This is a genomic window from Kosakonia sp. H02, assembly GCA_030704225.1.
Taxonomy (GTDB): Bacteria; Pseudomonadota; Gammaproteobacteria; order Enterobacterales; family Enterobacteriaceae; genus Kosakonia.
In genome coordinates this window covers 3,237,395-3,257,461 of record CP131915.1, presented here as the reverse complement: position 1 = coordinate 3,257,461, position 20,067 = coordinate 3,237,395, and the positions used below count along the sequence as shown (strand labels likewise).

The 20,067-nt window shown below is 56.3% G+C and carries 22 protein-coding genes; 15 read left to right on the top strand and 7 right to left on the bottom strand.

Going from position 1 to position 20,067, the window contains the following annotated elements:
* Positions 1-43: 43 nt before the first annotated feature.
* Complete coding sequence (locus Q5705_15235; GenBank protein ID WLI75934.1) at positions 44-883, bottom strand: nickel/cobalt efflux protein RcnA; 840 nt, start codon at positions 881-883, stop codon at positions 44-46.
* 140 nt (positions 884-1,023) lie between these two features.
* On the opposite strand from Q5705_15235, the gene rcnR reads away from it, so the two are divergent.
* Positions 1,024-1,296 (top strand): Ni(II)/Co(II)-binding transcriptional repressor RcnR, encoded by a 273-nt coding sequence (gene rcnR, locus Q5705_15230; protein WLI75933.1) that lies wholly within the window; start codon positions 1,024-1,026, stop codon positions 1,294-1,296.
* Positions 1,297-1,388: 92 nt separating this feature from the next.
* On the top strand, positions 1,389-2,534 hold the full coding sequence (locus Q5705_15225) for a 3-phenylpropionate MFS transporter (GenBank protein ID WLI75932.1): 1,146 nt from the start codon (positions 1,389-1,391) through the stop codon (positions 2,532-2,534).
* Here Q5705_15225 and csiE read toward each other — a convergent pair.
* Positions 2,531-3,808: a stationary phase inducible protein CsiE gene (csiE, locus tag Q5705_15220; protein WLI75931.1), complete on the bottom strand. Its 1,278-nt coding sequence runs from the start codon at positions 3,806-3,808 to the stop codon at positions 2,531-2,533. The genes Q5705_15225 and csiE overlap by 4 nt on opposite strands.
* Before the next feature lie 140 nt (positions 3,809-3,948).
* On the opposite strand from csiE, the gene Q5705_15215 reads away from it, so the two are divergent.
* On the top strand, positions 3,949-4,587 hold the full coding sequence (locus Q5705_15215; protein WLI75930.1) for a DUF1007 family protein: 639 nt from the start codon (positions 3,949-3,951) through the stop codon (positions 4,585-4,587).
* Positions 4,578-5,558 (top strand): nickel/cobalt transporter, encoded by a 981-nt coding sequence (locus tag Q5705_15210; protein ID WLI75929.1) that lies wholly within the window; start codon positions 4,578-4,580, stop codon positions 5,556-5,558. The genes Q5705_15215 and Q5705_15210 overlap by 10 nt, the downstream gene beginning before the upstream one ends.
* Before the next feature lie 48 nt (positions 5,559-5,606).
* Here Q5705_15210 and suhB read toward each other — a convergent pair whose 3' ends face one another.
* Positions 5,607-6,410 (bottom strand): inositol-1-monophosphatase, encoded by an 804-nt coding sequence (suhB, locus tag Q5705_15205; protein ID WLI75928.1) that lies wholly within the window; start codon positions 6,408-6,410, stop codon positions 5,607-5,609.
* Positions 6,411-6,527: 117 nt separating this feature from the next.
* Between suhB and trmJ the strand changes: the two genes are divergently transcribed.
* The 11 genes from trmJ (at position 6,528) to sseB (ending at position 15,307) form a co-directional block, all read left to right on the top strand.
* Positions 6,528-7,259, top strand: coding sequence for a tRNA (cytosine(32)/uridine(32)-2'-O)-methyltransferase TrmJ (gene trmJ, locus Q5705_15200; protein ID WLI75927.1), 732 nt, complete (start codon positions 6,528-6,530; stop codon positions 7,257-7,259).
* Between the two features lie 198 nt (positions 7,260-7,457).
* Complete coding sequence (gene iscR, locus Q5705_15195) at positions 7,458-7,949, top strand: Fe-S cluster assembly transcriptional regulator IscR (GenBank protein ID WLI75926.1); 492 nt, start codon at positions 7,458-7,460, stop codon at positions 7,947-7,949.
* A 117-nt stretch (positions 7,950-8,066) separates the two neighbouring features.
* Complete coding sequence (gene iscS, locus Q5705_15190; protein ID WLI75925.1) at positions 8,067-9,281, top strand: cysteine desulfurase; 1,215 nt, start codon at positions 8,067-8,069, stop codon at positions 9,279-9,281.
* A 30-nt stretch (positions 9,282-9,311) separates the two neighbouring features.
* Positions 9,312-9,698: a Fe-S cluster assembly scaffold IscU gene (gene iscU, locus Q5705_15185; protein ID WLI75924.1), complete on the top strand. Its 387-nt coding sequence runs from the start codon at positions 9,312-9,314 to the stop codon at positions 9,696-9,698.
* Positions 9,699-9,715: 17 nt separating this feature from the next.
* Positions 9,716-10,039 (top strand): iron-sulfur cluster assembly protein IscA, encoded by a 324-nt coding sequence (gene iscA, locus Q5705_15180; protein WLI75923.1) that lies wholly within the window; start codon positions 9,716-9,718, stop codon positions 10,037-10,039.
* A gap of 72 nt (positions 10,040-10,111) precedes the next feature.
* Entirely contained in the window at positions 10,112-10,627 is a 516-nt protein-coding gene (gene hscB / locus Q5705_15175; protein ID WLI75922.1) for a co-chaperone HscB, read from the top strand.
* A gap of 18 nt (positions 10,628-10,645) precedes the next feature.
* Positions 10,646-12,496: a Fe-S protein assembly chaperone HscA gene (gene hscA, locus Q5705_15170; GenBank protein WLI75921.1), complete on the top strand. Its 1,851-nt coding sequence runs from the start codon at positions 10,646-10,648 to the stop codon at positions 12,494-12,496.
* A gap of 1 nt (position 12,497) precedes the next feature.
* Entirely contained in the window at positions 12,498-12,833 is a 336-nt protein-coding gene (gene fdx / locus Q5705_15165) for an ISC system 2Fe-2S type ferredoxin (protein WLI75920.1), read from the top strand.
* A 1-nt stretch (position 12,834) separates the two neighbouring features.
* On the top strand, positions 12,835-13,035 hold the full coding sequence (iscX, locus tag Q5705_15160; GenBank protein ID WLI75919.1) for a Fe-S cluster assembly protein IscX: 201 nt from the start codon (positions 12,835-12,837) through the stop codon (positions 13,033-13,035).
* Between the two features lie 102 nt (positions 13,036-13,137).
* Positions 13,138-14,424: an aminopeptidase PepB gene (gene pepB, locus Q5705_15155; protein ID WLI75918.1), complete on the top strand. Its 1,287-nt coding sequence runs from the start codon at positions 13,138-13,140 to the stop codon at positions 14,422-14,424.
* 106 nt (positions 14,425-14,530) lie between these two features.
* Entirely contained in the window at positions 14,531-15,307 is a 777-nt protein-coding gene (sseB, locus tag Q5705_15150; protein WLI75917.1) for an enhanced serine sensitivity protein SseB, read from the top strand.
* Between the two features lie 124 nt (positions 15,308-15,431).
* Here sseB and Q5705_15145 read toward each other — a convergent pair whose 3' ends face one another.
* The 4 genes from Q5705_15145 to Q5705_15130 form a co-directional block, all read right to left on the bottom strand.
* Positions 15,432-16,205: a MurR/RpiR family transcriptional regulator gene (locus Q5705_15145; protein ID WLI75916.1), complete on the bottom strand. Its 774-nt coding sequence runs from the start codon at positions 16,203-16,205 to the stop codon at positions 15,432-15,434.
* A complete protein-coding gene (gene sseA, locus Q5705_15140; protein ID WLI75915.1) occupies positions 16,206-17,048 on the bottom strand; it encodes a 3-mercaptopyruvate sulfurtransferase in 843 nt (280 codons plus the stop codon). It abuts the gene before it with no gap.
* Positions 17,049-17,143: 95 nt separating this feature from the next.
* On the bottom strand, positions 17,144-18,505 hold the full coding sequence (locus tag Q5705_15135) for a 6-phospho-alpha-glucosidase (GenBank protein ID WLI75914.1): 1,362 nt from the start codon (positions 18,503-18,505) through the stop codon (positions 17,144-17,146).
* Positions 18,506-18,517: 12 nt separating this feature from the next.
* Positions 18,518-20,062, bottom strand: coding sequence for a PTS transporter subunit EIIC (locus Q5705_15130; GenBank protein WLI75913.1), 1,545 nt, complete (start codon positions 20,060-20,062; stop codon positions 18,518-18,520).
* Positions 20,063-20,067 lie beyond the last annotated feature (5 nt).

Sequence of the window (20,067 nt, the reverse complement as noted above, 5' to 3'; positions counted from 1 at the left end):
CTCAGACATCAAACGAGCCCGCGCAAGCGGGCTTTTTTTCGCCTTATTGCAGCCCGGCGTAGCCGTGAATGCCCATATACAGGCCCACCAGCGCAATCAACGCGCTGGAAAAATAGGGTGCTTTGCGGGCGAGGGTATTAAAGCCAGCCCAGCGTTTTGCTGCCTGCTGCACGCTGATGGCTGCCCCCACGCCAACGGTAACCAGCGTCAGCGCGAGGCCGATGCTGAAACACACCACCAGCGTCGCGCCTAAGGTTATTGCTTTCAACTGAATACAAATAAGCAGAATGGTAATTGCCGCCGGGCAGGGGATTAAGCCGCCGGTTAAACCGAACAGCATAATCTGCCCGTTGGTCACTTCCGTGCCAGTAAAACGCCGCGCAATATCCCTTGCGTGCGCCCGTTCGTGCGCATCCTGATACGCTTCCTCTTTTGTCATTCTGCGCAGTGACAGGATCGCAGGCTGCGCGTGCATTACTGCAACCGGCTGCGGCTGGAGGATCACCGCGCGGCTCGCGTGATGGTGATGATGATTGTGATGATGTTCTTCCTGCCAGGTGCGGCAGAACATCCACACGGCGGTGGCAATGATCACCCCTGCCGAGACCATTTGCAGCCAGGGCTCCACCGATTCGGCGGTAAATTTATGGCTTACCCAGATGCCGCCAAGGGCTATCAACCAAACCACAACGGTATGGGAGAGCGTGGCCGCCAGCCCCAGCATTACCGCCTGTTTGACCGTGCCTTTAATGGCAATAATGAATGCCGCCATCATAGTTTTCGAATGGCCTGGCTCCAGGCCATGCAGTGCGCCAAGCAGTATCGCGCTGGGGATAAAAAACCAGGCATTCCCTTGTTGAAACAGGGTGGCGAAGTCATTCATGAGAATTATTCCCGGTAACTTTTTGTGCGCTCAAATCTACTCCCCCCCAGTAAAAAATACTACCCCCCAGTAGAATTAACTCACCCCAGTTAATGCATGTTATGCTGGCGGTCGTTTACGTATTGTCGATTGAGGTCTGTATGTCGCATACCATCCGGGATAAAAAAAAGCTAAAAGCGCGGGCGAGCAAAATAGAAGGGCAAGTGGCTGCCCTGAAGAAAATGCTTGATGAACCTCATGAATGCGCGCAGGTGTTGCAGCAAATAGCGGCGATCCGCGGTGCGGTCAATGGGTTAATGCGGGAAGTCATTAAAGGCCATCTCACCGAACATATCGTTCATGAAAATGATGAAATCAAACGCGAAGCCGACCTGGGCGTAGTGCTGAGCGTGCTGGATTCATATATTCGCTGATAACCTGTGCCAGCGCAGGTTTGTTATCTGATTGTTACTTGCCAGTTTGGCCGTTTACCGCCAGACTATCGCCTCCATTCCAGGAGGAAATCATGGTCTTGCAGTCCACGCGCTGGCTGGCGCTCGCTTATTTCACCTACTTTTTTAGCTACGGTATCTTCTTACCTTTCTGGAGCGTCTGGCTCAAAGGCGTGGGCCTGACCCCGGACATCATCGGTATGCTGCTTGGCGCAGGGCTGATCGCCCGTTTTCTTGGCAGCCTGCTGATTGCCCCGCGCGTGAGCGATCCTTCCCGTTTGATTACCGCCCTGCGCGTGCTGGCGCTGGCGACGCTGCTGTTTGCCCTCGCGTTCCATGCCGGTAGCCATGTTGCGTGGCTGGCGGTAGTGATTGTCGGCTTTAACCTCTTTTTCTCGCCGCTGGTGCCATTGACCGATGCACTGGCGGGAACATGGCAAAAACAGTTCCCGATGGATTATGGCCGCGTGCGCCTGTGGGGCTCGATTGCGTTTGTGATTGGATCTGCGCTGACCGGCAAACTGGTCAGCCTGTTTGATTACCAGGCGATCCTCGCGATGTTGACGCTGGGTGTGGCGTCTATGCTGCTGGGCATGCTGCTGCGACCGTCGATTTTGCCGCAGGGTGAAAGCCGACAGACCGATGGCGCAGGTTGGGCAGCGTGGCGGACATTAATTGTGCAGAACTGGCGCTTTCTCGCCTGTGTCTCGCTGTTGCAGGGTGCACACGCGGCCTATTACGGATTCAGCGCGATTTACTGGCAATCGGCGGGGTATTCCGCCTCGATCGTCGGTTACCTGTGGTCGTTAGGCGTAGTGGCGGAAGTGGTGATCTTTGCCCTCAGCAACCGGCTTTTCCGCCGTTTCAGCGCCCGCGATCTGCTGCTGTTATCTGCCATTTGCGGGCTGGTGCGCTGGAGCCTGATGGGCTGGACCACGGAACTGCCGTGGCTGATTGTCGCGCAGATCCTGCACTGCGGCACTTTCACCGTCTGCCACCTGGCCGCGATGCGCTATATCTCTGCGCGTAAAGGCAGCGAAGTGATCCGCCTGCAAGCGGTCTACTCTGCGGTGGCGATGGGCGGCAGTATTGCTCTGATGACCATGTTCGCCGGTTTCCTGTTTGAATACCTGCACCAGGGGTTGTTCTTTGTGATGGCACTGCTGGCTATCCCGGCGCTGTTTCTGCGCCCGTCAGTCGCGGCTCAAGGGGCGAATTAACCCTCCAGCATGGCGCGGATATGCTGCTGTTGCTGCTCGCTCAAGGGCCCGTCGGTGTGAATCAACGGCGGGGAAAAAAGCGGCAACGGCGTGGTGTAAGGCGTGATGATGAGCGTCACGTCTTTCGGCGCACCGGTGTTGCGAAACTCCGCCAGCGACAGGTAGCGAATGGTGAGCGGCAGCAGCGTTAATTCACGCAGTTGCTGCTCTATTTCCTGCTCTCTTGCGTGTTCTTCCCCGGTAATCAGCACGATCTGTTTTTCATGCAGATCGCTCTCCTGCATCAGCCAGGCACCAAAAATCACCGCCACCAGTCCCGCTTCTTCATCACTAAAACGCATCCCGTACTCGTGCTCCAGCGCTTGTAAGGCACTGCGGGTGGTGCGCATCAGGCGCGGGTAAAGTTGATGGATTTCCGCAGGCAGGGCGTTATCAATCCCGATACCAAACAGGCTGCGAACCAGCGCTTGCGCCAGATGAACATAAAGCTGGTTGGTTAGCCCTTGTTCATCGCTAAAGCGCATGTCCGCAAGCTGGCGGAAGCGCTCAATCATATCGCTGATGGCTTGTCGCAGGCGGTGATCCTGGTGATGATCGTCGCGGGTTGGGTCGGGTGTGCGCACCAGCATAAAGAGCAGCGACAAAAACAGGTGCTCATTTTCATGGCTCCCGGCGGCAACCCGCCGTTGCCAGTGGCGGACAATGTCCTGCGCGACCAGATATTCGGCGCGCATCTGCGTCCACGCCTGTTGCACCGGGTTAAATTCCGGCGTCTGGCCATAGTGATGTTGCAGCAGGCAATATTGCAAATAGAGGCGTAAAAACTGCATATCCCGACATTCGAAAGAGCGTTGCAGGCGGCGGGAGCAAAGGTTAATCAAGGCGCGCAGGTTAGTATCGTCATACAGTGTGCGGGCAATGCCTTGTTGTTTAAGCGCATTTTTCAGCGCCGGGGTAAAGTGTTGCGTGATAAATTGCGGGCACAGCCGCAACGCGCGCCGCAGCCAGTGCAGCAGGCACAGGCGCTGATCGAGCGGCGTACCTTCAATCTGGTAGCTGCCGTTCGGGTGCGGCACGATGGAAAGCCGATGGTAAAGCTGGATTTCGCTCTGCGTTTCCGCGATATCCTGTAGGGCGACGGTGTCGTCCACTCCGTTAATGGCGCTGATATTTTCCATGGTGATACGTTGCCCGGGTAACGCGAGCAGCAGCAACACCTGGCAGCGACGCTGCGGACTGGAGAGCACAGATGGTGGGGTCAGCGTCATGGTCATCTGTCAGAGTCCAGTTAGGGTATTTGATAAGACCGGTATTTGATAAGAATAGTTAAAGGTATGATGAGCGACAGCGTGACCGCTGCTCTTTCCATCAGGAATGCCGGGGAGCATCACAGAATTTTTCACGTGAGGAAGACATGCAAGTAGTTAAACAGTGCGTCATGGGGCTTATTCTCGCGCTTTTATCGTTTTATGTGATGGCGCATCCGCACAGCTTTATTCGCATGAAAACGCAGGTTTTAACCGACAACGGCCAATTTACCGGCCTGAAAATGCGCTGGAAGATGGACGAAATTACTTCAGCGGATCTTCTGTATGACGCAGGTGACGCAAAACCGGGTGATGAAATCTGGAAAAAGCTGGCGGCGGAAGTGATGGCGAATGTGCTGGGTCAGCACTATTTCACCGAAGTGTGGCATAACGGGCAGAAGGTGAAGTTTCTCAATCGACCGAGCGAATATGGCCTGGCGCGTGAAGAACACCAGGCGGTGCTGACCTTTGTTCTGCCCCTGGCGCAAGCGCAGCCGCTGAAAGGGCAAAAATATACCTTTGCTACGTTCGACCCCACCTATTACGTGGATATGAGTTACGACAAAGAGAACGATGTCATGTTGCCTGCGGCATTGCAGTCTGCTTGTAAAATGAGTGTTCATACCCCTAAACCCGGCGAAGAGGTGCTTAATTATGCCCAGTCGCTGGATAAAAGTGATGCCCCGGAGGAAGACATGGAACTGGGTAAACAGTTTGCTCAAACGGTGACGCTGGTATGTCAGTAATCACCGGGCAGATGATGCGCAAACGGCGCTGGCTGCAAGGGTGGCCTGTGCTGCTGTTTATTGCCTGCGCCGCTGCGGGTGGTTTCTGGCTGTGGCACGCGTGGCCGCAGGTAATGATGAAAAGTGTGCTCTGGCAGCGTGATGTGAATATGCAGATGAGCACCTTGCTCAAGCGGGTGGCGGAAAACCCCACCAAAGCGGGCGGGTCGTTGCTGCTTTTCAGCTTTGTGTACGGTGTGCTGCATGCGCTCGGGCCGGGGCATGGCAAAGTGGTCATAACCACCTGGCTTGCCACGCATCCCTCAAAACTGAAATCCGGCATTGCATTGACGCTGGCCTCCTCGTTGTTGCAAGGCCTGGTGGCTATTGGACTGGTGGTCGTCGTGCTGGGCGTTCTGGCATTGCCCGCGCGGCAGTTGCATCTGAGCGGTTACTGGCTGGAGAAGGGCAGTTATCTGCTGGTCGGCGTGCTGGGTTTATTGCTGTGCTGGCGGGCAGTGAAAAAATTGCGAGGGTTGCTGCAAGCGCCGAAATTCCGTGCGTTTACGCCCCATCATGTGCATCACGATGGCTGCGGTTGCGGGCATCAGCATTTACCCACGCAATCACAACTGCAAAGCGGCGAGGACTGGCGCGCGCGGTTGATGATTGTGTTATCGATGGGTATGCGTCCCTGTTCCGGGGCGATTATGGTGTTGTTGTTCAGTAAAGTGATTGGTGTGTTTGCCTGGGGGATTGCCTCGGCACTGGCGATGGCCGCCGGTACGTCGCTCACCATCAGCGGGCTGGCTTTGCTGGTGCATGGTTTTCGGCAACTGGCTGTCAAATTAAGCGGGCAGAAAACGCCGGTTTTATGGCGACAGGTGGGCTGGACAACGCTGGCATTAGCCGGGGGAGTGATTCTGGTGAGTGCAGCGGTGATTATGTGGGTGAGTGCCTTGCCGCCGGGCGGTGGGTTAAGACCGTTTTAGCGATGTTTGCCGGATAGCGCGTAAAACGCTTATCCGGCAATCAATGGCTTAACGCTTCAGCGCATCGCTCAGTTCGTCGCGCATATTCGCCAGCATCGCTTTCACCACGCGCGGGTTACCCGCCACGATGTTGCCGGTCATCAGATAGTTATGACCACCAGTGAAATCGCATACCAGCGCGCCTGCTTCACGTGCCAGCAGTTCACCCGCGGCGAAATCCCACGGCTTGAGACCGATTTCAAAGAAACCATCAACACGGCCAGCGGCAACGTATGCCAGATCCAGCGCAGCGGAACCGGTGCGGCGGAAATCCGCGCATTCGGTAAACAGTTTGCCGATTATGTTGATGTAGGTGGTTGCGTGTTGTTTGGCTTTGAACGGGAAGCCGGTCGCCAGGATGGTGCCATCCAGATCGCGCGCCGTGCTGCCGCGCAGACGGTAGCCGTTAAGCTGTGCGCCCTGGCCACGGCTGGCAGTGAAGAGTTCGTTACGCATCGGATCGTAAACTACCGCGACTTCAGTGCGGCCTTTAATACGAACGGCGATAGACACCGCAAAGTGCGGCAGACGTTTGATAAAGTTGGTGGTACCATCCAGCGGATCGATAACCCATTGCACATCCTGGTCAGTGCCTTCGTGCTCACCACTCTCTTCGGTGATGATGGTGTGTTGCGGGTAAGATTTGCGGATGGTGTCGATAATTAACGCTTCAGCGGCTTTATCAACGTTGGTCACGAAATCATTGCTGCCTTTCTGGCTGGTTTCTACGGAGTCAGGGGTTTCGTAGTGTTTGGCAATTAAATTACCCGCCTTGCGCGCAGCACGCACGGCGATGTTCAGCATCGGATGCATCGGTCTCTCTCACTGGATTTTAAAGAACGGAAAACGGCGCGTATGATAGCAGTGAATTCGAATTATGTCTCCGGTTTATGATAGTATCCGCCAATATTCTTTAGCCGTTGAAAATCTATGCTGCAAAATATTCGAATCGTACTGGTAGAAACGTCCCACACCGGCAATATGGGCTCTGTTGCTCGCGCCATGAAAACAATGGGTTTAACCAATCTCTGGCTGGTCAACCCATTGGTGAAACCAGATTCGCAGGCCATTGCGCTGGCCGCCGGTGCCAGCGATGTGATTGGCAATGCGCAAATTGTCGATACTTTAGATGAAGCGTTAGCCGGGTGCAGCCTGGTGGTCGGAACCAGCGCGCGTTCCCGCACATTACCGTGGCCGATGCTCGATCCGCGCGAATGCGGTCTGAAAAGCGTCAATGAAGCAGAACACGCTCCGGTCGCGCTGGTGTTTGGTCGCGAACGCGTTGGCCTGACAAATGAAGAACTGCAAAAGTGTCACTACCATGTGGCGATTGCCGCCAACCCGGAATACAGTTCGCTGAACCTGGCGATGGCGGTACAGGTTATCGCTTATGAAGTGCGTATGGCCTGGCTGGCAACGCAAGAGAGCGATGCAGCCACCGTTGAGCATGAAGAGACGCCGTATCCACTGGTTGACGATCTCGAGCGCTTTTACGGGCATCTGGAGCAAACGCTGCTTTCCACCGGTTTTATTCGCGAAAACCACCCCGGCCAGGTGATGAACAAACTGCGTCGTCTGTTTACGCGTGCCCGCCCGGAAAGCCAGGAGCTCAACATTTTGCGTGGCATTTTGGCGTCAATCGAGCAAAAAACGAAAGGGTGATTGGGCCGGCAAACCTTACTCTCCGTAGGCCGGATAAGGCAACGCAACCCATTGAGCACGAAACGGCAAATACTTGACTAAAACAGTCAACTAAATAGTTGACCAATTTAGTCGGGAATGTCAGACTTGCCCCTGCTATGCAACATTAACATATTAAAAATACACCCCGCGCAGGGGCGAGTTTGAGGCTTGTAAGACATGAGACTGACATCTAAAGGGCGTTATGCCGTGACCGCAATGCTGGACGTTGCACTCAACTCCGACGCGGGCCCGGTTCCGTTAGCTGATATTTCCGAGCGTCAGGGAATTTCCCTCTCCTACCTGGAACAGCTGTTTTCCCGTTTGCGTAAAAATGGTCTGGTCTCCAGCGTTCGTGGTCCTGGCGGTGGTTATCTGCTGGGCAAAGACGCTAACAGCATCGCCGTTGGCGAAGTGATCAGCGCCGTTGACGAATCTGTAGACGCCACGCGCTGCCAGGGTAAAAGCGGCTGCCAGGGCGGCGATAAGTGCCTGACCCATGCATTGTGGCGCGATCTGAGTGACCGTCTGACCGGTTTCCTGAACAACATCACTCTCGGTGAGCTGGTGAATAATCAGGAAATTCTGGACGTCTCTGACCGTCAGCACAGCAACGAATCCCATCGCAGCACCCGCGCTCAAGACGCTATCGACGTTAAACTGCGCGCATAATAAAAACAGAATTCAGAATCGGGCCAGGGCGCGTAAAAGTGCCCTGTTAACACGGTCGTACATCCAGCCGGTTGCCTGATTCCTTGCATTAGAGCGATGTACGGAGTTTAAAGAGCAATGAAATTACCGATCTATCTCGATTACTCCGCAACCACGCCGGTGGATCCGCGTGTTGCCGAGAAAATGATGCAGTTTCTGACTTTGGACGGGACCTTTGGTAACCCGGCCTCCCGTTCCCACCGTTTTGGCTGGCAAGCTGAAGAAGCGGTAGATATCGCCCGCAACCAGATTGCTGAACTGGTCGGTGCTGACCCGCGCGAAATCGTCTTCACTTCCGGTGCAACCGAATCCGACAACCTGGCGATCAAAGGTGCAGCCAACTTTTATCAGAAAAAAGGCAAGCACATCATCACCAGTAAAACCGAACACAAAGCCGTGCTGGACACCTGCCGCCAGCTTGAGCGCGAAGGGTTTGAAGTGACCTACCTTGCCCCGCAGCGCAACGGCATTATCGATCTGAAAGAACTGGAAGCGGCGATGCGTGATGACACCATCCTCGTGTCCATCATGCACGTGAACAACGAAATCGGCGTGGTACAGGACATTGCAGCCATCGGCGAAATGTGCCGTGCGCGCGGCATTATCTACCACGTGGATGCCACCCAGAGCGTCGGCAAACTGCCTATCGATCTGAGCCAGTTGAAAGTCGATCTGATGTCCTTCTCCGGTCATAAAATCTATGGCCCGAAAGGTATCGGTGCGCTGTACGTGCAGCGTAAACCACGCGTACGTATCGAAGCACAGATGCACGGTGGCGGTCACGAGCGCGGTATGCGTTCCGGTACGCTGCCTGTTCACCAGATCGTCGGCATGGGCGAAGCCTATCGCATCGCTAAAGAAGAGATGGCGAGCGAAATGGCGCGTCTGCGCGGTCTGCGTAGCCGTCTGTGGAACGGCATCAACGATATCGAAGAAGTGTACCTGAACGGTGATCTCGAACACGGCGCGCCGAACATCCTCAACGTTAGCTTTAACTACGTTGAAGGCGAGTCGCTGATCATGGCGCTGAAAGACCTGGCTGTTTCCTCCGGTTCTGCCTGTACCTCTGCAAGCCTGGAACCGTCCTACGTGCTGCGCGCGTTGGGCATGAATGATGAACTGGCGCACAGCTCCATCCGTTTCTCTTTAGGGCGTTTTACCACTGAAGAAGAAATTGACTACACCATTGCGCTGGTACGCAAATCCATCGGCCGTCTGCGTGAACTCTCTCCGCTGTGGGACATGTTCAAACAGGGCGTGGATATCAATTCCATCGAATGGGCTCATCATTAATTAACGGTTGCGCAAACAGGAGAATCAAAAATGGCTTATAGCGAAAAAGTAATCGATCACTACGAAAACCCGCGCAACGTTGGCTCGTTCGACAACGGCGACGACAGCATCGGTAGCGGCATGGTTGGCGCGCCAGCGTGCGGCGACGTGATGAAGCTGCAAATCAAAGTTAACGATAAAGGCATCATCGAAGACGCGCGTTTCAAAACCTACGGTTGCGGCTCGGCAATTGCGTCCAGCTCGCTGGTCACCGAATGGGTGAAAGGCAAATCCCTGGACGAAGCGCAGGCTATCAAAAACACCGATATCGCCGAAGAGCTGGAACTGCCGCCGGTGAAAATCCACTGTTCAATCCTGGCGGAAGATGCGATCAAAGCCGCGATTGCGGATTACAAAAGCAAACAAGAAGCGAAATAAGGCGGGAGGTTGTTGTCATGTCCATTAGCCTGAGCGACAGTGCTGCCGCGCGCGTCAATACCTTTCTGGCCAACCGTGGTAAAGGGTTTGGTCTGCGCCTGGGGGTGAGAACCTCCGGCTGTTCTGGTATGGCCTATGTCCTGGAATTTGTCGACGCACCGAATGATGAAGACACGGTGTTCGAAGACAAAGGCGTAAAGGTAGTGGTTGACGGCAAAAGCCTGCAATTCCTTGACGGCACTCAACTGGACTTCGTCAAAGAAGGCCTGAACGAAGGGTTTAAGTTCACCAACCCGAACGTGAAAGACGAGTGCGGTTGCGGCGAAAGCTTCAACGTTTAATCGCCTCATCCGATGACCCCACCGCAGCGTTCTGCGCGTGGGGTTTATTACGATTGCACACCCGGAATTGTTATGGATTACTTCACCCTCTTTGGGTTGCCGGCCCAATATCAACTCGACATCCAGGCGCTGGCGACGCGTTTTCAGGATCTGCAACGCCAGTTCCATCCCGACCGCTTTGCAAACCAGCCGCAGGCGGAGCAACTGGCTGCCGTCCAGCAATCCGCTACCATTAATCAGGCCTGGCAAACGCTACGCAACCCGCTGGCGCGCGCCGAATACCTGCTCTCGCTGCATGGTTTCGATTTAGCGTCCGAACAGCACACCGTGCGCGATACCGCCTTTTTAATGGAGCAGCTTGAGCTGCGCGAAGAGCTGGATGAAATAGCACAGGCTGAAGATGCAACGCGTCTGGACGCTTTCCAGAAACGGATCAAAGGGATGTACGACGCGCGCCACCAACTGATGGTGGAACAGCTCGATACGCAAGCGTGGGATGCGGCGGCGGATACCGTGCGTAAACTGCGTTTTCTCGATAAACTGCGCAGCTCAACAGAACAACTCGAAGAAAAACTGCTCGGTTTTTAATTTTTTTGGAAGCACACCATGGCCTTATTACAAATTAGTGAGCCGGGCCTGAGCGCCGCGCCGCACCAGCGTCGGCTGGCGGCAGGCATCGACCTCGGTACCACCAATTCACTGGTTGCCACCGTGCGCAGCGGCCAGGCAGAGACGCTGGCCGATAGCGCCGGGCGTCATTTACTCCCTTCTGTGGTTCATTATCAGGCGGACAGCCACACTGTCGGCTTTGATGCGCGTAACAATGCGGCGCTGGATTCGGTCAACACCATCAGTTCCGTTAAACGCCTGATGGGCCGCAGCCTTGTCGATATTCAGGCGCGCTACCCGCATCTGCCGTGGCAGTTCCAGTCAAGCGAAAACGGCCTGCCGATGATCGTCACCCGTAGCGGCCTGGTTAACCCGATCCGCGTCTCCGCCGATATCCTCAAAGCCCTTGCCGCCCGTGCGCAAGAAACACTTTCCGGTGAACTCGATGGCGTGGTGATCACTGTTCCGGCCTATTTCGATGATGCACAGCGTCAGGGCACCAAAGACGCTGCGCGTCTGGCGGGCCTGCACGTGTTGCGTCTGCTGAACGAACCGACCGCAGCGGCTATCGCCTACGGTCTGGATTCCGGCAAAGAGGGCGTTATCGCCGTGTACGATCTCGGCGGCGGAACCTTTGATATCTCTATTCTTCGCCTCAGCCGTGGCGTGTTCGAAGTGCTGGCAACGGGCGGTGATTCCGCCCTTGGCGGCGACGATTTCGACCATCTGCTGGCAGATTTTATCTGCGAGCAGGCGGGCATGGCTGAACGTGGCGATGCCCGTCAGCAGCGCGAACTACTGGACGCGGCAATTGCCGCCAAAATTGCGCTGAGTGATGCCGACCGCGTGACGGTGAACGTTGCCGGCTGGCAGGGCGACATCACCCGCGAGCAGTTCGACGCGCTGATCGCCCCGCTGGTGAAACGCACCTTATTTTCGTGCCGCCGCGCCCTGAAAGACGCAGGCGTAGACGCCGAAGAGGTGCTGGAAGTGGTGATGGTGGGAGGTTCCACCCGCGTGCCGCTGGTGCGCGAGCGCGTGGGCGAGTTTTTTGGCCGCACGCCGCTGACCTCTATTGATCCGGATAAAGTGGTCGCCATCGGCGCGGCGATTCAGGCAGATATTCTGGTCGGCAACAAGCCGGACAGCGAAATGCTGCTGTTGGACGTTATCCCGCTTTCGCTGGGGCTGGAAACCATGGGCGGCCTGGTCGAGAAGGTTATTCCGCGTAATACCACCATTCCGGTGGCGCGCGCCCAGGAGTTCACCACCTTTAAAGACGGGCAAACCGCCATGTCTATTCACGTGATGCAGGGCGAGCGTGAACTGGTGAGCGATTGCCGTTCGCTGGCGCGTTTTGCCTTACGCGGTATTCCGGCGATGCCAGCGGGCGGGGCGCATATTCGTGTCACCTTCCAGGTGGATGCCGACGGCTTACTGAGCGTGACGGCGATGGAAAAATCGACCGGCGTTGAAGCGTCCATTCAGGTGAAACCGTCTTACGGTCTGACCGATGGCGAAATCGCCGACATGATCAAAGACTCCATGAGTTTCGCCGAGCAGGACGTGAAAGCACGCATGCTGGCGGAGCAGAAAGTGGAAGCCGCGCGCGTGCTGGAAAGTTTGACCGGTGCGCTCGCCGCTGACGCCGCGCTGTTAAGCGCCGCAGAGCGGGCGGTTATCGACGAGGCGGTGGCGCAACTGCGCGCTGTTGCCGGGGGCGATGATACCGACGCGATAGAACAAGCCATTAAAAATGTAGATAAACAAACCCAGGAATTCGCCGCGCGCCGTATGGATCAATCCGTACGTACCGCGCTGAAAGGCCATTCCGTCGACGAGGTTTAATATGCCTAAAATTGTTTTTCTGCCTCATCAGGACCTCTGTCCGGATGGCGCAGTTCTGGAAGCTAAGAGCGGTGAAACCATTCTGGATGTTGCCCTGCGCGGTGGCATTGAGATTGAGCACGCCTGCGAAAAATCCTGCGCCTGCACCACCTGCCACTGTGTTGTGCGTGAAGGTTTTGATTCGCTGCCGGAAAGCACGGAAGACGAAGACGACATGCTGGATAAAGCCTGGGGTCTGGAGCCAGAAAGCCGCTTAGGCTGCCAGGCGCGCGTCACCGATGAAGATCTGGTGGTCGAGATCCCGCGTTACACCATTAACCACGCGCGGGAGCATTAATATGAGCCTGAAGTGGACCGACAGCCGCGAAATCGGCGAAGCGCTGTATGACAGCCGCCCGGACGTGGATCCGAAAACTGTGCGTTTCACGGATATGCACCAGTGGATTTGCGAGCTGGATGAGTTCGACGACGATCCGGCTGCATCGAATGAAAAAATTCTCGAAGCGATTCTGCTAGTCTGGTTAGACGAAGCATCGTAATCATCTCACGGGCTGCCTTCGGGTGGCCCGTTTTCATGGATACAACCGTAGGCCGGAAAAGGCGACGCTACCATCCGGCATCTGCTGATAAGGATAAATACAATGACAGACACTATGAACATAACGTTAACCACACAACCAGCCGATGCGCGCTGGGGTGAAAAAGCCGCGTACAGCATCAATAACGACGGCATCGCACTGCATTTAACCGGTAAAGACGATCTCGGCCTGATTCAGCGCGCGGCGCGCAAAATCGATGGCCTCGGCATTAAACACGTTGCCCTGAGCGGCGAAGGCTGGGACGCGGATCGTAGCTGGGCGTTCTGGGCCGGTTACAAAGGGCCGAAAGGCACACGCAAAGTTGAATGGGCCGGGCTGGACGACGCCCAGCAAAAAGAGCTGGATAACCGCCTGAAAGTGATCGACTGGGTGCGCGATACCATTAACGCTCCGGCGGAAGATCTGGGGCCGGAGCAACTGGCGCAGCGCGCAGTCGATCTGCTGTTCAGCGCCGGTGGCGACAACGTCTCTTACCGCATCACCAAAGGTGAAGATCTGCGCGAGCAGAACTATATGGGTCTGTACACCGTAGGTCGCGGCTCTGAACGCCCGCCGGTATTGCTGGCGCTGGATTACAACCCGACCGAAAACCCGGACGCGCCGGTGTATGCCGCGCTGGTGGGGAAAGGCATCACCTTTGATTCCGGCGGTTACAGCCTCAAGCAGAGCGCCTTTATGGATTCGATGAAATCCGACATGGGCGGCGCAGCGCTGGTCACCGGCGCGCTGGCGTTTGCCATCAACCGTGGTCTGAACAAACGCGTCAAATTGTGGCTCTGCTGCGCCGACAACATGGTCAGCGGCAACGCTTTCAAACTGGGCGATATCATTCATTATCGCAACGGTAAAAACGTCGAAATTATGAATACCGATGCCGAAGGGCGTCTGGTGCTGGCCGACGGCCTGATTGACGCGTCGGCGCAAAAACCGGAATTAATCATCGATGCCGCGACCCTGACCGGAGCCGCAAAAACCGCGCTGGGCAATGATTACCATGCGCTGTTTAGCTTTGATGATGCGCTGGCAGGCCGCCTGCTGAAAAGCGCAGCGGCGGAAAACGAGCCGTTCTGGCGTCTGCCGCTGGCGGAGTTTCACCGCAGCCAGTTGCCGTCTAACTTTGCCGAACTGAACAACACCGCAAGCGCAGCCTTCCCGGCAGGCGCGAGCACCGCCGCCGGTTTTCTCTCGCACTTTGTGGAAAACTACCAGCAAGGCTGGCTGCATATCGACTGTTCAGCCACCTACCGTAAAGCGGCCGTGGATCAATGGGCGGCGGGCGCAACCGGACTGGGCGTGCGGACCATCGCGAATTTGTTAACCGCAGAGTAATTGTCTTGCCGGATGGCGCTTCGCTTATCCGGCCTACAAATTCCGCGACCTGCGTAGGCCGGATAAGGCGCAGCCGCCATCCGGCAATAAACGAATCAGAGAACCTATGTCAGACACCAAAAACGAATTAGAAACCCTGCTGGAACAGGCGGCGACCGAGCCCGCTTACCGCCCGGCATTTTTCCGCACGCTGCTGGAATCCACCGTTTGGGTACCCGGCAATGCGGCAGAAGGCGAAGCCGTTGTTGAAGACAGCGCGCTGGATTTGCAGCACTGGGAAAAAGATGACGGCACGTCGGTTATCCCGTTTTTTAGCTCGCTGGAAGCCCTGCAACAGGCGGTAGAAGAGGAACAAGCTTTTGTGGTGATGCCTGCGCGCACGCTGTTTGAGATGACGCTTGGCGAATCCTTGTTTCTTAACGCAAAACTGCCTACCGGCAAAGAGTTCACCCCGCGTGAAATCAGCCATCTGGTGGGCGGCGAGGACAGCCCGCTCAGCCAGCAGGAAGTGCTGGAAGGCGGCAGCGCGCTACTGTTATCAGAAGTTGCTGAACCGCCCGCGCAAATGGTCGATTCCCTGACCACGCTGTTTAAAAGCATCAAAACCGTGAAGCGCGCGTTTCTCTGCTCCATCAAAGAGCAAGCCGATGAGCAGGCCAACTTGCTGATTGGCATCGAAGCCGAAGGCGATATCGAAGAGGTAATCCACGCGGCAGGCAGCGTAGCAACGGATACCTTACCGGGCGATGAACCGATTGATATCTGCCAGGTTGTTGAGGGCGAAAAAGGCATTAGCCACTTTATGGTGGCGCACATCACGCCCTTCTACGAACGCCGCTGGGGCAGCTTCCTGCGCGATTTTAAAACCAACCGCATTATTTGATTGCCAGGCCGCCCCGTTTTGCCGGATGGCGGCCGATCTTATCCAGCCTACGGATTTGCCATATGCAGGTTTTGTAGGCCGGGTAAACGTAGTGCCACCCGGCAAAAAACGCCACCCGGCAATGTCACCGCGTCGCTTCCAGCAGCAATAAGTCCATTAACAATACCAGGTTGGATTCAAACGAGGTGATCCCCGCCGCTTCCGCCGCGAAATGCACCGCTTCGTCATAGAGCGCGAAATGAATATCCGCCAGCGCCGCCAGTGAATTCGCCGACGCGCGGGTAAACGCCACCACCGTCATGCCGACCGTTTGCGCGATCCGCGCTTTATCCAGCACCTGTTCGGTTTCGCCACTGCGCGACACGGCAATAAACACCTGGTAGCGTGCGGCATTGCTGAGAAAAATATTGCGGCTGTCACCCGGGCCGGAAATAAACGCTGTCTTGCCGAGCACCTGCAACTTTTTGGTCAGGTACTCGGCAAACAGATACGAAAACCCGGCGCCATACAGAAAAAAGCTCTCCTGATTACGCAGCAGGCTGGCAAACTGCCGCCGTTTCGCTTCCGTCACCCACTGGAAAGTGTGCTGGTAATTGACCATAAACTGCTGAAAAAGAGCAGGCAGCTCGCCGGGCTTTTCGCTGTGCCGCTCGGCAATGTGCGGGGTGTCCGACAGCAATTGTTTGCAGTGCCAGATAAACTCGCTAAAGCCGCTAAACCCCAGTTTCTGGCACAGGCGAATAATGGTGGCGGTCGAGACATAGGTGGCTTGCGCCAGTGCGCGCACGGTAATGTTGCCCACCAGCAACGGGTGTTCGGTCAAATGTGCAAGCACGCGGTATTCGGCGCGGGAAAGGGACTCCCCGCGCGTCAGCAAAGGCGCAAGTCGGTTGTCCATTTACGCGGGTTCGACAGGTAAGTCGTCGCGCGAACCCCATTCACTCCAGGAGCCGTCGTACAGCGTCACATTGCTGGCTCCAAGCGTTTCAAGCGCCAGCATCACCACTGCCGCCGTTACGCCAGAGCCGCAGCTGGCAATAATCGGCTTATGTAAATCAACGCCCTGGCGGTGGAATATTTTCAGCAACTCACCGGTGGTTTTCAGTTCGCCGTCCGTCACCAGATCAATCCACGGTACATTCAGCGCACCGGGAATATGGCCGCGCTTCAGGCCGGGACGCGGTTCATCCACTTCGCCATTAAAGCGGGGAGCCGGGCGGGCATCGACAATTTGCGCTGTGCCTTCGTGGCTTGCCAGCAGCACATCGGTCACTTTTTTCACCACGGCAGGATCGAAATTGGCGGCGAAGTCAGACTCTGGCAAAGCGACGTCGCCCTGTTGCAGCGGCAGGGCATCACGCTGCCAGCCCGCCAGACCCCCGGCCAGAATCGAAACGTTCTCCACCCCGACGCTGCGCAACATCCACCACGCGCGCGGGGCGGAGAAGAGATTACCTTCGTCGTAAACCACCAGATGCTTGTCATGGCTGACGCCGAGTTCGCGCATCGCCACGGCGAAAGCCTCCGGGCGCGTCAGCATATGGGGCAGCGGGGAGGTGTGATCGGAAAGGGCTTCGATATCAAAAAAGATCGCACCGGGCAGGTGTCCGGCGCGGTACTCTGCTTTCATATCGCGATGCTCCTGGCCAACCGGTGCCATTCTGGCGTCGATCAGCTGAATTTCAGGGTCATCGCTATGTTCTATCAGCCAGTCGGCCGCGACAAAAAACGAGGTGGACATGTTACCTCCGGGTCATCAACAGTAACCTGAATTGTTAACGTTTTTTCCTGACCCGACAAGCCACCTTCGCCAACGCCGCGAGCGACCTCGGAAAATTAGACCGCTTTACCGTTTTCCCACGCCTTTTGCAGGGCGGGCCAGTAATCCCGATTGGCCTCGATCATCTCATCCAGAATCGCTTTTGCATGCTGCATGGTCGGCACGGTGCGGTTAAGCGTGAAGGCTTGCAACGCTTTCTCATAACTGCCTTCCATGGTCGCTTCTACCAGCAGTTGCTCTGAAGCCAGTTGCTGCATCAGCAAGGTCTGGTAGAACAGCGGCACCGCGCCCATACGCACCGGCTCTGGCCCGGAACTTGTGATATACGCCGGGACTTCCACCATGGCGTCGTAGGGCAAATTGGCGATAGCGCCTTTGTTTTCCACAATCACCAGGTGGCGCTGGCGCAGGTTGAACGCCAATGAGCAGGCGACATCGACAATAAACGCCCCGTGCACGCCCACGTGAAATGCGTCCGGCAGAATGCCGGTGCGCTTGTATTCGGCGGCCGCGGCAAACAATTTTTTCTCGCGCCCGTCCATCACTTCATTAGCGCGGGTGTAATCCGGATTCTGATGCGCAACGATGTCGTTCGGCATCAGGTAGTACTGCAAATAGGGGTTCGGCAGATACTCCGGGAAGTGGTCCATAATCGGTTTGATGTTGCGCCAGGTTTTCACCCACGACGGATCGGCATGCTGCGGATCGGTCTGCGCGGCATCTTCCGTGAGCAGGCCGAAGCGGGCGACATGCTCGCGCAGTTCCGCCAGCCTGTCCTCGCCATTGACGCGCACCTGGGTAAACCAGCCGAAGTGGTTGAGGCCAAAGTAATCCACTTCCAGCGTATGGCGATCGACCCCGAGGATCGCGCCCATATTGCGCATTGCCGCCACCGGCATATCGCAAATATTCAGCACCCGCGCGTCGGGTCGCAGGCGGCGCACCCCTTCGGCAACAATCGCTGCCGGGTTGGAGTAGTTCACAATCCAGGCGTGTTTGTCGGCGTAACGCGCCACCAGATCGATTAACTCCACCATCGGTAAAATGGTACGCAGGCCGTAGGCCAGCCCGCCGGGGCCGCACGTTTCCTGGCCGACAACGCCGTGGCGCAGCGGGATCTTCTCATCCTGCTCGCGCATTTTGTACTGGCCTACGCGCATCTGGGCAAAGACAAAATGTGCACCGCGAAAAGCCGTTTCGGCATCGCTGGTGACGGTAAATTTGATGCGCTGGCTGTGGTCGCGAATCACTTTTTCCACCACCGGCGCAATGGTGTTCTGCCTGTCGGCATCAATGTCGTAGAGGCGAATTTCCGCCAGCGGGAAATCCTCCAGTCTGACCATCAGGCTTTTGACGATACCCGGTGTATATGTGCTGCCACCACCGGCGATGGATAAAATAAACGGGGGTTTAACCATTTCTGGACTCCTTCAGAGAAACATCTCAACGGCTTCTCGCATTTTTTTGACATGCAGCCCGTAGACCACCTGAACGTTATTACCTTGTTTGATAACGCCTTTCGCGCCCGTGGCTTTCAGTTGCGGCTCGTTGATGGCCGCCACATCTTTCACCGTCACGCGCAGGCGGGTGTAGCAGTTGTCGACCACTTCAATGTTGGCGCGCCCGCCCAGCCCATCGATGATCGCTTCGCCAACGGCGTCGTTATTGCCTTTTGCCTGGTACTCCTGCTTGCTATACAGGCGCGTCTCTTCGTCGTCCTCTTCGCGCCCCGGCGTTTTCATGGCGAAACGTAAAATCAGGAAACGGAAGATAAAGAAGTAGAGGGCGAACATAATCAGCCCGACCAGGATGTACATCGGCCAGTTGGACTTTTCGGTGCCGAGCGGCAGGTTGTAGAGAATAAAATCGATAATGCCGTTCGCACCGATGGCATGCACCCCGAACAGTGAGAAGAGCATCATGCCGATGCCGGTCAGCACGGCATGCACCACAAACAGCAGCGGTGCGACAAACAGGAAGGAAAACTCAATCGGCTCGGTGACACCCACTAACAAGGAAGTCAGTGCGGCCGGGATCAAAATTGCTTTCGCGGCGGCTTTGCGCTCCGGTTTCGCTGTCACATACATCGCCAGCGCGGCGGCGGGCAGACCGAACATTTTGCTGATGCCACGTGCATCCCACACCACCGTGCTGCTCAGTGTTGTCACACCGGGGCAGGCCATCTCGGCGAAGTAGATATTACGCGCGCCCTGATAGGTGCTGCCGCATACCTCCGCCGTTCCGCCCAGTTCGGTATACAGAAAAGGCGTATACACCAGGTGATGCAGCCCGGTCGGCACCAGAATGCGCTCAAGAAAACCATACACCGCCACGCCAAATGGCCCCGCGCCTTTAATCGCCATCGCCAGCGCGCTGATGCCGTGCTGGGCGAAAGGCCACAGTTCACTCATCACAACGCCCAGCACCATCGACACCGGCAGCATAATAATGGCAACGAAACAGTGGCCGGAGTAAATCGCCATCGCCCCGGAAAATTGCACGCCTGAATATTTATCGTACAGATAACCCGACAGCGCGCCGGTGAGGATCCCGGCGAAGACGCCCATCTCCAGCACCTGCACGCCTAACACCATGCCCTGGCCTGCGGCTTTCATTTGATCGACAGGTGCCAACGCGCCTTGCAGTTGCAGCATCACGTTCATGGCGTTGATAAAAACGATAAAGGTCACCAGCCCAATCAATGCCGCGTAGCCTTTATCTCGCGTCGCCAGACCTACCGGGATCCCCACGGCAAAGACCAGCGCCAGGTTCGCCAGCACCGAGACGGCAGACTTGGCAATTAATTGACCGGTTTGTTGAATAATCGGGTGGCCGAGAAAGGGCACATATTCCGCCAGGTTGCCGTTGCCAAAGATATTTCCGAAGGCAATAAACAGGCCAACGATGGGCAAAATGAGTACCGGACCAAAAAGGGACTTACCAAAATTTTGTAGGGCATTCACGGCTCTGGACATAGTGT

Coding starts and splice junctions, on each gene's coding strand:
- csiE (WLI75931.1), bottom strand. CDS start 3,808: ATGACCATGACGCTGACCCCACCATCTGTGCTCTCCAGTCCGCAGCGT.
- pepB (WLI75918.1), top strand. CDS start 13,138: ATGACAGACACTATGAACATAACGTTAACCACACAACCAGCCGATGCG.
- iscX (WLI75919.1), top strand. CDS start 12,835: ATGAGCCTGAAGTGGACCGACAGCCGCGAAATCGGCGAAGCGCTGTAT.
- hscA (WLI75921.1), top strand. CDS start 10,646: ATGGCCTTATTACAAATTAGTGAGCCGGGCCTGAGCGCCGCGCCGCAC.
- Q5705_15225 (WLI75932.1), top strand. CDS start 1,389: ATGGTCTTGCAGTCCACGCGCTGGCTGGCGCTCGCTTATTTCACCTAC.
- sseA (WLI75915.1), bottom strand. CDS start 17,048: ATGTCCACCTCGTTTTTTGTCGCGGCCGACTGGCTGATAGAACATAGC.
- iscA (WLI75923.1), top strand. CDS start 9,716: ATGTCCATTAGCCTGAGCGACAGTGCTGCCGCGCGCGTCAATACCTTT.
- trmJ (WLI75927.1), top strand. CDS start 6,528: ATGCTGCAAAATATTCGAATCGTACTGGTAGAAACGTCCCACACCGGC.
- rcnR (WLI75933.1), top strand. CDS start 1,024: ATGTCGCATACCATCCGGGATAAAAAAAAGCTAAAAGCGCGGGCGAGC.
- Q5705_15130 (WLI75913.1), bottom strand. CDS start 20,062: ATGTCCAGAGCCGTGAATGCCCTACAAAATTTTGGTAAGTCCCTTTTT.
- Q5705_15145 (WLI75916.1), bottom strand. CDS start 16,205: ATGGACAACCGACTTGCGCCTTTGCTGACGCGCGGGGAGTCCCTTTCC.
- hscB (WLI75922.1), top strand. CDS start 10,112: ATGGATTACTTCACCCTCTTTGGGTTGCCGGCCCAATATCAACTCGAC.
- iscS (WLI75925.1), top strand. CDS start 8,067: ATGAAATTACCGATCTATCTCGATTACTCCGCAACCACGCCGGTGGAT.
- fdx (WLI75920.1), top strand. CDS start 12,498: ATGCCTAAAATTGTTTTTCTGCCTCATCAGGACCTCTGTCCGGATGGC.
- suhB (WLI75928.1), bottom strand. CDS start 6,410: ATGCATCCGATGCTGAACATCGCCGTGCGTGCTGCGCGCAAGGCGGGT.
- Q5705_15135 (WLI75914.1), bottom strand. CDS start 18,505: ATGGTTAAACCCCCGTTTATTTTATCCATCGCCGGTGGTGGCAGCACA.
- iscR (WLI75926.1), top strand. CDS start 7,458: ATGAGACTGACATCTAAAGGGCGTTATGCCGTGACCGCAATGCTGGAC.
- sseB (WLI75917.1), top strand. CDS start 14,531: ATGTCAGACACCAAAAACGAATTAGAAACCCTGCTGGAACAGGCGGCG.
- Q5705_15210 (WLI75929.1), top strand. CDS start 4,578: ATGTCAGTAATCACCGGGCAGATGATGCGCAAACGGCGCTGGCTGCAA.
- iscU (WLI75924.1), top strand. CDS start 9,312: ATGGCTTATAGCGAAAAAGTAATCGATCACTACGAAAACCCGCGCAAC.
- Q5705_15215 (WLI75930.1), top strand. CDS start 3,949: ATGCAAGTAGTTAAACAGTGCGTCATGGGGCTTATTCTCGCGCTTTTA.
- Q5705_15235 (WLI75934.1), bottom strand. CDS start 883: ATGAATGACTTCGCCACCCTGTTTCAACAAGGGAATGCCTGGTTTTTT.